An 11,732-nucleotide genomic window follows, 5' to 3' on the forward strand; every position below is an offset into this window, starting at 1 on the left:
GAAATGAATTACAGAAGCTTGGGATCTCCCCTACTTGCCCTTGCCCTTTTTCTTCCCCTTGGATGTCGGGCGCGCGCCCTTGCCCCGCTGGAGACCGCCACCAGCCCGCTGAACACCCCCGCGACCGCCTGCCTTCGCCCCGCTGCGCCCCGCACCGGAGCGTCCAGCGGCCCCACCCGAACCACTCTTCACCTGTTTCTTCACCCTGGCCATCGCCGACTTTCCGGCGGCGCCCGCGGCGGCATCCTCAGCCTGCTGAGCGGTCGGGCGGCCTCGGCCGCGCGAGCTGTTCACCGTGCGCCCGCGGACGATCCCGACGAGCTCCTCGACCAGGTCGGTGGTGCGGTCGTAGGGCCAGATCAGCCCTACCGGCGCCGTCGGCCCGTCCACGAGGGGGCGATAGACCACGTCCTTACGGCGGTGCAGGCGCGCGAGCGACATGGGCAGCACCGCCACCCCTACGTTCGCGGCGACCGTCGCCACGGCGTCGGCAGTCGTCGGGACCCTGTCCAGCGGGTTCCCGTCCGGATCCACGGGCACGACGCCGGGAACCGGATGTGCGGCGAAGAGGACGTCGTCCGCGGGGACCCAGACCGGATCACCCGCGATGTCGGCGGTGGACACCGTCTCCTCCTCGTCGAGGGCGGCGAGGAGGTGGTCCCGCGAGAAGCACACCACCGACGTTTCCTCGTAGAGCGGGATCGCGGAGAACACCTCCTTGTCCACGGGGAGCCTGCCGATCGCGGCATCGGCCTTCCCCGTCCCCAGTGCGGGGAGGACGGCGTCCGACTCGAGCTGCACCAGGTCTAGCCGCACGTCAGGCAGCCGTTCGCGCCACACGGACGCCCACTTCCCGGGTGTCGCACCCGGCACGTACGCCAGGCGGAAACGGGGCAGGCTCGGGTCGACGTGGACGTCGACGTCCTCCACCAGCTCCGTGCCGTCCTCGACCTCCGGCCCGGCGGTCGAGGGATCAGCGGGGTCGCCGCCCGGAACAGGCGGTCCGACGTCGGGCAGGGGCTGGCTCACGTCCCAAGGCTACGGGCTGGGCCCCGTCCCCGTTCCGCTGGATCCCCGCGGACCGGGATGAGCGGCGAGGATCACGTCCGCCATGGAGAGCGAGAAGGGCAGGCGCCGATACCCTGGGAACATGAGTTCCTCCTTCGCCTCGCAGCGGTTCAAGCCGTCCAATGCCGCCAAGCGACTCGGCGTCTACCTGCCTGCCACCCCGCAGGAGTTCCAGGACAACCCGATAACGCGCGCAGAGCTCGAGGAGCTGGAGACCAACCCGCCCGAGTGGCTCGCCGAGCTGCGCCGCAACGGACCGCACCCCCGGCCCGTCGTGGCCGGGCGCCTCGGCATCTCGATCGCCGGCCTGGCCCGCGGTGGCGTCACCGAACCGCTGACCACCGAGCAGATCAACGAGATGCGCGACGACCCGCCCGCCTGGCTGGCCCAGGAGCGCGAGATCGCCGCCCAGGTGCGCGCCGAGGAGGAACGCGTCGAGGAGGCCCGCAAGGCTGCGGAGAAGAAGGCCCGCTCCGCCCGGTGAGCCCAGAGGCCGAAGCCGTCCTGGCCGGGCTCCTGCCCTTTCCCGAGGATGGTTCGCGCGCCGACGGCCCGGTCGCCGTCGACGCGACCGACCGGCTCCTGCTCGACGAGGCCGCGCCGCTGATCGCGCAGGACCCTGACGGCGTGGTGGTGATCGGCGACCGGTTCGGGGCGCTGAGCCTGGGCGCGCTGGCGCTCGGCGCCCGCGACATCCGGGTGCACCAGGACTTGATCACGGCGGAGGCGGCGCTCAGCGCCAACTCCGCCCGCGTCTCCGAGGTCCTGTGGGATGGGCACGCGCGGGCCGCCGCGAACGCGCCGGTCCCGCACGAGCCGGCCCCGATCGGCCTGACCGTGCGCGACACGTTCGACTCCCACCTGCTCGAGGGCGCACGGCTCGTACTGCTCCAGCTGCCCACGTCGCTGGCGGAGCTGACGGAGATCGCCGAGCACGTGGCCCGGTACGCCGACCCGGCGGTCACGCTGCTCGCCGGCGGCCGGGTCAAGCACATGACGCACGCGATGAACGACGTGCTCGGCGCCTCGTTCGCGCAGGTCAGCGCTTCGCTCGCCCGGCAGAAGTCGCGCCTGCTGATCGCGCGGGAGCCACGGTCCGACGTCGGGCCGCTCACCTACCCCGTCACCGCCCGGCTCACCGACCGCGAGATCCTGGCCGCCACCGGCGCCCCGGAAGAATCGCCGGACGCCGGGCTGACCGTCGTCGCGCACGGGGCCGCCTTTGCCGGTGCCACGCTCGACCTGGGCACACGCTTCCTGCTGGCGCAGGCCGGACGCTGGCCCGAGCTGACGGATGCGCCAGGCACTCAGGGCACCCCGGCGGACTCCCCCTTCGGCCCGGACTACCTAGACGGGCGCCCCGTCGCGGTCGATCTCGGCTGCGGCACCGGCATCCTCGCGACCGTCCTGGCGCTGCGCTATCCCCGCGCCCACGTGATCGCGACGGACCGGAGCGCTGCCGCCTGCGCCTCGACGGCGGCGACGCTCGCCGCGAACGGTGTCAGGGCCGCCGTCGTGCGGGGCGACGCCGGGGACCTGCTCCCCGTCCCCGACGGTTCGGCGGACCTCGTGCTCCTCAACCCGCCGTTCCACGACCGCGCCGCGCTGAGCACCGACGCCGCGCACCGCATGTTCGCAGCGGCGGGCAGCGTCCTGCGCGAAGGCGGCGAGCTGTGGACCGTCTTCAACACGGGGCTGCACTACCGCGGCGCACTGCAGCGCGCCGTCGGGCCGACGGAGCACGTGGCCCAGAACCCGAAGTTCACGGTGACCCGCAGCCTGCGGAAAGCACTTACAGACTAGTCAGTGGCGTACCGCTAGCCTTGCGGGGCGCTCGCCCCGGGCGCACCCGCACCGGCAGCATGCCCGGTCACCACCGGCCTGCCCCGAGCTCGAAGGATCTGTCGATGAGGACACTCCGCACCACACTGCGCGGCGCCGCCGTCGCGGCGGTCGCAGCATCGCTCGCCGCCGGAGCCGCGGTCGCAGCACTGCCGGCCACCGCCGCGCCGTCCGCCGCCGACGCGGGCAAGGCCATGGCGAAGACCTCCGTGGCCAAGTCTGGCGCGGCGTCCGAGGCCAAGGATCAGAGGGTGAAGAAGCCAAAGGTGAAGAAGCCGAAGAAGGCGGCGGCCGACCCGGACTTCGGGCCCAATGTCACGTTCATCGACCCGACCTGGACGACCGAGCGGATCAACACGTTCCTCGACTCGGTGAACGACGAGGCCGAGATGAGCCTGGGCCGGCACCAGGTCTTCTTCGAGCCCGGCACGTACGGCAGCGCCGCCGGCCAGGACGACCCGGCCACGGCCACCGACATCGTCAACCAGACCGTCGGGTACTACGAGTCGATCTCGGGCCTCGGCGCGCAGCCGAACGACGTCCAGATCAACGGCGCGCTGCATGTGGAACCGGTGGTCGGCTGCCCGGACCGGCCGTGGGAGTGCGCCGCCCCCGGCTCGCTGAACCACTTCTGGCGGTCGATGTCGAACATGGCGATCAACCCGATCCAGCGCCCGGTCGGTGAGGACGCCGCTCGCCCGTTCCCGGCAGGTGTGACCGAACCGCACCAGATGCGCTGGGCGGTGTCGCAGGCCGCGCCGATGCGCCGCATGGACATCCAGGGCAGCCTCACGGTCTTCGGCCGGTACGGCGAGTTCGCGTCCGGCGGCTACCTCGCGAACTCCCGCGTGGCCGGCACCATCGCCACCGGCTCGCAGCAGCAGTGGTTCACGCGCAACAGCGAGGTCGGCACCTGGGACGGCGGCGTCTGGAACATGGTGTTCTCGGGCGTCGACGGCGCGCCGGACACCGACTTCGGGCAGGACCTCGGCGACGGGGTCAAGGGCGTCAAGACCACCGTCGACAACACCCCGATCAGCCGGGAAGCTCCGTTCGTGTACCGGGCCGGCAACGGCGAGCTCGCCGTCTTCGTGCCGAACGCGCGCACCGACAGCAGCGGCACCGACTGGTCGACGTCGGCCGGGTCGGGCACCTCGATCGGTATGAACGACTTCTACGTGGCCCGCGAGGACGTCGACACCGCCGCGTCGATCAACGCCGCGCTGGCCGACGGCAAGAACCTCATCCTCACGCCGGGCGTCTACGAGCTCGACGCCGCGCTGCGCGTCGACCGTGCCGACACGGTGGTGCTCGGCCTCGGCTACGCCTCGCTCACCCCGACGGCGGGCAACGGCGTGCTGGAGATCGGCGACGTCGCGGGCGTGAAGGTCGCGGGCATCACCGCCGACGCGAACGTGCCGGAGTCGGCGACACTGATCAAGGTGGGTCCCGAGGGCGCGAGCGTCTCGGACCCGGCCAACCCGACCACGCTCACCGACGTCTTCGTCCGCGTGGGCGGTCCCTGGGAGGGCAAGGCCGTCACGTCGATCGAGGTGAACAGCGACCACACTCTGCTCGACCACATCTGGGCGTGGCGCGCGGACCACGGCCAGGGCGTCTCCTGGGGCGGCAACACGGGCGCGCACGGCGTCATCGTCAACGGTGACGACGTGACGGCGACCGGCCTGTTCGTCGAGCACTACCAGGAGGAGCAGACGATCTGGAACGGCGAGAACGGCCGCACGATCTTCTACCAGAGCGAGATCCCGTACGACCCGCCGTCGCAGGCGGCGTTCATGGACGGTGACCGCCTCGGTTACGCCTCCTACCGCGTGGCGGACGACGTGACGACCCACGACGCGTCAGGCCTCGGCGTCTACTCGTTCTTCAACCAGGGCCAGGACATCCGCGTGGAGTCGGGCATCCAGGCCCCCACCACCCCGAACGTGAAGTTCCGCTCCATGACGAGCGTCTTCCTCAACGGCTCGGGCGGCATCAACCACATCATCAACAACACGGGCGCCCCGGCAGTAGGCAGCTTCGCCTCCCCCCAGCTGATCGCCTACCCCCCAACCAGCTGACCAACAGCAACCGACCAACCACCCGGCCGGCCAAGCCCAACCAACCCACCGGGAAGTGACGCCCACAGAAGAGCGGGCGGAGAACAAGAACGCCTGCGCGGACGTAAAAGGACGAAACAGGTGAGCCGCCTCTGGAGGCGCCTCGTCGGCCCAGTCCGCGCAGGCGTTCTTGTTCTCCGCCTGCGGGCCCTACAAGAGCAGCCCTAAAGAAGCGTCACTTCACGTCGACGACGTCCACGACGAAGACCAGCGTGTCCCCGCCACCGATCCCGGCCTGCGGCACCCCACGCGCACCGTAACCGTGCTCCGGCGGGATCGACAGCAGCAGGCGCGAGCCGACGTTCTGGCCCACCATGCCCTTGTCCCAACCGCCGATGACGGCACCGACGCCGATCGGGAAGTCGATGGTGGTGCCGCGGTCGTACGAGTTGTCGAAGACGTGGCCGCCCCAGGTCTGGCCCAGGTAGTTCACCACGATGGTGCGCCCGGACTCGACGACCGGGCCGTTGCCCTCGGAGAGGACCTGCACCTGCAGGCCGGCGGGTGCGCCACCCTCGGGGAACGTCAGCTCCGGCTTGTCACCGAAGGTGCCGGAGGCGGTAGGAAGCGTGGTCACGAGGATTACCTCTCGATCGGGAGGGCGCCGAGCAGTCCCAGCGCCGTTACCCGCCCACCCTATGCGGCCTCCACGGCTGCCCGCGAAGCGACGGCGGCCTGCCGCAGCGCGTCCAGGGCGGCGATCGCCGGCGGGGTGTGCGCGACGGCGTCCTGCAGCACCGCGTAGATCGAGCGCACGGGCGCGGGCCGCACCACGGGCACCGAGACGGTCGCCCGCGGCAGGTTGACGGCCCCGAGCTCGGGCAGCACCGTCATGCCGATCCCCGCCTCCACGAACGCGACCGCCGTCGGGTAGTCGTGCGCCTCGACGCGGAACGTGGGGCTGAAGCCCGCCGCCGTGCACGCCTGAAGGAGGTTGCGCCGGCACCAGCCGCGGGCGAAGTCATTGTCGATCCAGGACTCGTCCTCGAGCTCGGCGAGCTCGATCTCGTCCCGGTCGGCGAACCGGTGGTCCTGCGGCAGGACGGCGACGTAAGGGTCGTCGAGGAGGTGGTGGGCCGTGAAGCCGCTGCCCGCCGCGAACTCGGCGTTCGCGACGACGATCTGCAGGTCCGCGCGGTCCTCGGTCTTGTCCGGGATGTGCTCGGCCAGCTCCAGGTCGAGGCGGACGCCGGGGAACTGCGTGGTCACGGTGCGTACGACGTCGGGCAGCCAGGCGGAGCCGACCGAGGCGAAGTAGGCCACCGAGAGCGACCCGGTGCGGCCCGCGCGCAGGTCGGCGACCATGGCCTCGGCCTCGCCGAGCCGTTCGAGCACGCCGTCGGCCTGTGCGGCCAGCGCATGTCCGGCCGCGGTGGGCCGGATGCCGCGGCCGTGCCGGGCCAGGAGCTTGAGGCCCGTCTCGCGCTGGAGCGCCGAGACGTGCTGGCTGACGGCGGACGGCGTGTAGCCGAGGTTCGCCGCGGCCGCACCGATGGATCCGGAGGCGACGACGGAACGGAAGATGCGGAGACGGTGGACGTCGAGCATGGAGCCACTGTACAGCGCGACTGAATTCGGATGAAGAAAGAATCGCTGGTGCTTCACAGTGGTTCGGGGCGACCATCGCACCATGACCAACACCATGGCCGATAGCCGCCAGACCCTGGCTCCGACCTCGGGCAGGGTTCCAGACATGTCCCTGACTGCCGTGGCTGCCCCGCCGGCCACGAACCGCTTCCTCGTCCCCGCGGCCGCTGCGGTGACCGTGGTGCTGTGGGCCTCCGCGTTCATCGGGATCCGGGCCGCCGGTCACGACTTCTCCCCCGGCCCGCTCGCCCTGGGCAGGATGTTCGTCGGCGCCCTCGCGCTCACCGTCATCGCCGGCCTGGCCGGCAAGGTCCGGCTGCCGCGCGGCCGGACGCTGGTCGGCGTCATCGTCTGGGGCGTCCTCTGGTTCGGGCTGTACAACCTGGCCCTCAACACCGCGGAGCGCACCCTCGACGCCGGGACGGCATCCCTCCTGGTCGGGCTCGCCCCCATCCTGATCGCGGTGTTCGCCGGGATATCGCTCGGTGAGGGGTTCCCGGCACGGCTCCTCGCCGGTATCGGCATCGCCTTCGCCGGCGTCGCGGGGATCGCGCTCGCCACGTCGAGCGGTGCGTCCGACACGGTGAGCGTCGCCCTCGGCCTGGCCGCCGCCGTCATCTACGCCGGGAGCACGATCCTGCAGAAGCGCCTGCTGCCGAAGGTCGACTCCCTGACCATGACCTGGCTGGGCTGCCTGGTCGGGGCGGTCGCGTGCCTCCCGTTCGCGCCGGTGCTCCTGCGCGAGCTCGCCGCGGCCCCGACGTCGGCCACGCTGAGCGTCGTCTACCTCGGCGTCTTTCCCACCGCCATCGCCTTCATCACCTGGGGCTACGCCCTGACCCGCACGACGGCGGGCCGACTCGGCGCCGCGACCTACGCCGCCGCGCCGCTCGCGGTGCTCATGTCGTGGGCCCTGCTGGGCGAGGTCCCCACGCTGCCTGCCCTGATCGGCGGCACCCTGTGCCTGACGGGCGTCCTGGTAGCCACCCTCCGCCTCCGCTGAGACCGTTGAGTCCCGGACGGTCACGGGAGAGCCGAGGCCTTGCGCTCCAGGAGGCCTCGCTCCGCCGTGTTGCCGCACAGCTCGGCCGCGCGCAGGTACTCGCCCCGGGCCTCGGCGGTGCGGCCCAGCCGCGCGAGCAGCTCGCCACGCACGCCCGGCAGCAGGTGCGATCCCGCCAGCACACCCCGCTCCACCAGGCCGTCCACCACCCGCAGCCCGACGCCGGGGCCGTGCGCCATCGCGACCGCCACCGCCCGGTTCAGGTCCACCACCGGCGACGGCGCCACGCGGCCGAGCGCCTCGTAGAGCACGACTATCCGTTCCCAGTCCGTCTCGGCCACCGAGCGCGCCACCGCGTGACACTCCGCGATCGCCGCCTGCAGGGCGTAGACCCCCATACCCGCCGGGCCGACGGCGCGGCGCAGCGCCGCCCTGCCCCGGACGATCGCCGCCCGGTCCCAGCGCCGCCGGTCCTGCTCCTCCAGCAGGATCGGCTCGCCCGACGGGCCCGTCCGGGCCGGGAACCGGGCCGCGGTCAGCTCGAGCAACGCGAGCAGGCCGAACGTCTCCGGCTCGGGTGCGAGGCGGCTGAGCACGCGGGCGAGACGCACCGCCTCGCGCGCCAGGTCGTGCCGGATCCAGTCGTCGCCCGACGTCGCCGACGACCCTGAAGTGAAGATCACGTACAGCACGCCGCGCACCGAGGCGAGCCGGGCGGTCCGGTCCGCACCGTCGGGCACCTCGAACGGGACCTGTGCCGCAGCGATGGTCTTCTTGGCGCGCGTGATGCGCGCCTGCACCGTCGCGACCGGCACCAGGAACGCCCGGGCGACCTCGTCACTCGTCAGGCCGCCCACCACGCGCAGCGTGAGCGCGACCTGTGCCTCCCGCGAGAGCACGGGATGGCAGGACACGAACATGAGCGCGAGCACGTCGTCGTCGATCCGGTCGGGATCGACCTCGGCCGGGTCAGAACCTGGCTGAGCTGCGACGATGCTCGTCCCAGGCCCAGCGGGCCCCGTTCCGATGCCCGACGTCGCCTCCCCCTCGGCGAGACCGTGCGCGAGCGCGACGTACCGCTCGTCCCGCCCGGCGCGGCGCCGGTAGGCGTCGATCGCCCGGCGTCGCGCCGTCGCGATGAGCCATGCGGCGGGATCGCGCGGCGCGCCGTCGCGCGGCCAGGAGACGAGCGCCTCGGCGAGCGCCTCCTGGGCCACGTCCTCGGCGAGCTCGAAGTCACGCGTGTAGCGGGTGAGTGCGCCCACTATGCGCGCGGACTCGATCCGCCAGACCGCCTCGACGGCCCGTCGGGCGGCGTCCTCGCCGGTCAGAGCTGACCGGTCGACTCGCGCCACGCGCGCTCCTTCTGGATCCACTCGTTGTCCTGCGGGAAGTCGTCGATGTGCGTGACCTTGCGGATCTCGGCCTTGCTGCCCGGGCCGGCGAGCGGGGCCCGCTTGGCCCACTCGACGGCCGCCTCCTTGGAGGCGACGTCGAGGATCCAGAAGCCGCCGAACAGCTCCTTGGTCTCTCCGTACGGTCCGTCCGTCACGACAGGCGGCTCGGACGAGTAGTCGACGACCACCGTGTCGGCGGCGTCCTCGAGGCCTTCGGCCGCCACGAGCACGCCGGCCTGGACCATCTCGTCGTTGAACTTGCCCATCTCGTTCATGACCTGCTCGAAGTCGACGTCGGCGAAGGCAGCCCAGGTCTCGTCGGTCGAACGCATGATCAGCATGTACTTCGGCATGGTTTCTTCTCCTGTGTGTGCGGGCCCCCTGATGGGACCTTCTCACCCACAGGTCGAACGGGAAACCGCTCGATCGACACAACCCGGATATTCCCTGCCTGCGTCGATCAAGAGTTCATGACAGTGCATGGAGCGGGGATTCCGCGCGTCACACACGCCCGGCTTGCCACCTGCGCGGAACGTGCGGAACCCTTGAGTCTCATGACGCTCGAATCGATTGAGCCCGTGGGGGCCGATGCCGAAGTTCCCACGGCATCCGGCAGATCCCCACGGCGCCGCCAGACCCCGAAGCCCACGAACTCGGGTCCGGTGAAGGGACATACGACGAGCGACGGCGCCTCCCCGCGCGTCTGGGACGGACGCAGCAAGTTCCCGCACATCGGCGAGTACGGGTTCCTCTCCGACTGCGAGACCAACGCGCTGATCGCGCCCTCGGGCAGTGTCGAGTGGATGTGTGTCCCTCGACCCGACTCACCCAGCATCTTCGCCAAGATCCTCGACCGGGGAGCCGGCTACTTCCGCGTGGGACCGCACGGCGTGCGGGTGCCTGTCGCGCGCCGCTACCTGCCCGGCACGCTCATCCTCGAGACCACCTGGCAGACGCCGACCGGCTGGCTCGTGGTCCGTGACGCGATGCTGATGGGCCCGTGGCACGACCTCGAGTCGCGTTCCGGCACGCACCGCCGCACCCCCACGGACGACGACGCCGAGCACATCCTGATGCGCACCATCAAGTGCGTCTCGGGCACGGTGGACCTCGAGGTCGTGTGCGAGCCGCGTCCGGACTACGCCCGGTCCGAGGTCGACTGGGAGTACGAGAACAGCGGGTACTCGTCGGTGGTGGCCCACGTCGGCGACTCCAACCCTGACCTGCACCTGCAGTCCAGCCTGCGGTTCGGGCTGGAGGGCAAGCGCGCCACCGCGCGCACGCGGATGACGGAGGGCGCCACGCACTTCGTCGCCATGTCGTGGGGCTCGCAGAGCGCGCCGACGACGTACGCGGGTGCCCTCGACGCGATGTGGCGCACCGAGCGGTTCTGGCGCGACTGGATCACGCAGGGCGAGTTCCCGGACCACCCGTGGCGGGCCTACCTCCAGCGGTCGGCGCTCACCCTGAAGGGCCTCACCTACTCCCCCACGGGCGCGCTGATCGCCGCAGCCACGACGTCCCTGCCCGAGACCCCGGGCGGCGAGCGGAACTGGGACTACCGGTACGCGTGGATCCGTGACTCCACGTTCGCGCTGTGGGGGCTGTACACCCTCGGCCTGGAGCGCGAGGCGAACGACTTCTTCGCGTTCATCCAGGACGTCTGCCGCGACAACCGGCAGCTCCAGATCATGTACGGCGTCGGTGGTGAGGAGACCCTCGAGGAGTTCGAGCTACCGCACCTGTCGGGCTACGAGGGCGCGCAGCCGGTCCGCATCGGCAACGCCGCGTACGACCAGCGGCAGCACGACGTGTGGGGCGCGGTGCTGGACTCCGTGTGGCTGCACGCCAAGTCGCGCGACCAGCTGCCCGAGTCGCTGTGGCCCATCCTGAAGCGGCAGGTCGAGGAGGCCGCGAAGCACTGGCACGAGCCCGACCGGGGCATCTGGGAGGTGCGCGGTGAGCCGCAGCACTTCACCAGCTCCAAGCTCATGTGCTGGGTCGCGATGGACCGGGGCGCCAAGCTCGCCCGGCTGTACGACGAGCTCGACTACGCGCAGTCGTGGCAGAAGATCGCCGACGAGATCTTCGACGACATCTGCACCAAGGGTGTCGACGAGCGCGGCGTCTTCACGCAGCGCTACGGCGACCCGGCGCTCGACGCGTCGCTGCTGCTCGTCCCGCTGCTGCGCTTCCTGCCGCCGGACGACCACCGGGTCAGGGCGACGGTGCTGGCGATCGCGGACGAGCTCACCGAGGACGGTCTGGTGCTGCGCTACCGCACCGACGAGACCGACGACGGCCTGCAGGGCGAGGAGGGCACCTTCACGATCTGCTCGTTCTGGCTCGTGTCGGCGTTGGTCGAGATCGGTGAGGTGGAGCGGGCCAAGTCGCTGTGCGAGCGGCTGCTCGGTTACGCGTCGTCGCTCAACCTCTACGCCGAGGAGATCGAGCCGGGCACCGGACGCCACCTCGGGAACTTCCCGCAGGCGTTCACGCACCTGGCGCTGATCAACGCCGTCATGCACGTGATCAAGGCGGAGAACGGCGAGGCGGAGAAGGGCTACTTCGGGGTCCCCCGCCCCGCCTGACCCCACCGGAGCCGCACGCAAGAGCCCGCGCACCTGTCAGAACTTCGCGCACGTGTCAGACGCTCAGGTCACCCGGGTGACCTGAGCGTCTGACACGTGCGCGAAGTTCTGACAGGTCTTGCAA

At 71.3% G+C, this 11,732-nt stretch carries 10 protein-coding genes; 5 read left to right on the forward strand and 5 right to left on the reverse strand.

Going from position 1 to position 11,732, the window contains the following annotated elements:
• Positions 1 to 30 precede the first annotated feature (30 nt).
• Positions 31 to 1,029, reverse strand: coding sequence for a LysR substrate-binding domain-containing protein (locus ACQEVI_RS08085; RefSeq protein ID WP_432896645.1), 999 nt, complete (start codon positions 1,027 to 1,029; stop codon positions 31 to 33).
• A 121-nt stretch (positions 1,030 to 1,150) separates the two neighbouring features.
• Here ACQEVI_RS08085 and ACQEVI_RS08090 point away from each other — a divergent pair, with 121 nt between their 5' ends.
• From ACQEVI_RS08090 to ACQEVI_RS08100, 3 genes are all read left to right on the forward strand, one after another.
• Positions 1,151 to 1,552: a DUF5997 family protein gene (locus ACQEVI_RS08090; protein ID WP_419705540.1), complete on the forward strand. Its 402-nt coding sequence runs from the start codon at positions 1,151 to 1,153 to the stop codon at positions 1,550 to 1,552.
• Complete coding sequence (locus ACQEVI_RS08095; RefSeq protein WP_432896648.1) at positions 1,549 to 2,871, forward strand: class I SAM-dependent methyltransferase; 1,323 nt, start codon at positions 1,549 to 1,551, stop codon at positions 2,869 to 2,871. The genes ACQEVI_RS08090 and ACQEVI_RS08095 overlap by 4 nt, the downstream gene beginning before the upstream one ends.
• Before the next feature lie 104 nt (positions 2,872 to 2,975).
• Positions 2,976 to 4,991: an adenylyl cyclase gene (locus ACQEVI_RS08100; RefSeq protein ID WP_432896650.1), complete on the forward strand. Its 2,016-nt coding sequence runs from the start codon at positions 2,976 to 2,978 to the stop codon at positions 4,989 to 4,991.
• 214 nt (positions 4,992 to 5,205) lie between these two features.
• Here ACQEVI_RS08100 and ACQEVI_RS08105 read toward each other — a convergent pair whose 3' ends face one another.
• Positions 5,206 to 5,607, reverse strand: coding sequence for an FKBP-type peptidyl-prolyl cis-trans isomerase (locus ACQEVI_RS08105; protein ID WP_357454817.1), 402 nt, complete (start codon positions 5,605 to 5,607; stop codon positions 5,206 to 5,208).
• Positions 5,608 to 5,666: 59 nt separating this feature from the next.
• Positions 5,667 to 6,578 (reverse strand): LysR family transcriptional regulator, encoded by a 912-nt coding sequence (locus ACQEVI_RS08110; RefSeq protein ID WP_432896653.1) that lies wholly within the window; start codon positions 6,576 to 6,578, stop codon positions 5,667 to 5,669.
• An 82-nt stretch (positions 6,579 to 6,660) separates the two neighbouring features.
• Between ACQEVI_RS08110 and ACQEVI_RS08115 the strand changes: the two genes are divergently transcribed.
• Positions 6,661 to 7,620, forward strand: a complete 960-nt coding sequence (locus ACQEVI_RS08115; protein WP_432896656.1) for a DMT family transporter — start codon at positions 6,661 to 6,663, stop codon at positions 7,618 to 7,620.
• A gap of 20 nt (positions 7,621 to 7,640) precedes the next feature.
• On the opposite strand, the gene ACQEVI_RS08120 is transcribed toward ACQEVI_RS08115, so the two are convergent.
• Together ACQEVI_RS08120 and ACQEVI_RS08125 are read right to left on the reverse strand one after the other, a co-directional pair.
• Entirely contained in the window at positions 7,641 to 8,975 is a 1,335-nt protein-coding gene (locus ACQEVI_RS08120; RefSeq protein WP_432896659.1) for an RNA polymerase sigma factor, read from the reverse strand.
• Positions 8,948 to 9,370, reverse strand: coding sequence for a YciI family protein (locus ACQEVI_RS08125; RefSeq protein ID WP_432896662.1), 423 nt, complete (start codon positions 9,368 to 9,370; stop codon positions 8,948 to 8,950). The genes ACQEVI_RS08120 and ACQEVI_RS08125 overlap by 28 nt, the downstream gene beginning before the upstream one ends.
• A gap of 309 nt (positions 9,371 to 9,679) precedes the next feature.
• On the opposite strand from ACQEVI_RS08125, the gene ACQEVI_RS08130 reads away from it, so the two are divergent.
• Positions 9,680 to 11,608: a glycoside hydrolase family 15 protein gene (locus ACQEVI_RS08130; protein WP_432896665.1), complete on the forward strand. Its 1,929-nt coding sequence runs from the start codon at positions 9,680 to 9,682 to the stop codon at positions 11,606 to 11,608.
• The last annotated feature ends 124 nt before the right edge of the window (positions 11,609 to 11,732 follow it).

The sequence above is a fragment of the Promicromonospora sp. CA-289599 genome (genome assembly GCF_050936155.1).
In the GTDB taxonomy this organism is placed as follows: domain Bacteria; phylum Actinomycetota; class Actinomycetes; order Actinomycetales; family Cellulomonadaceae; genus Promicromonospora.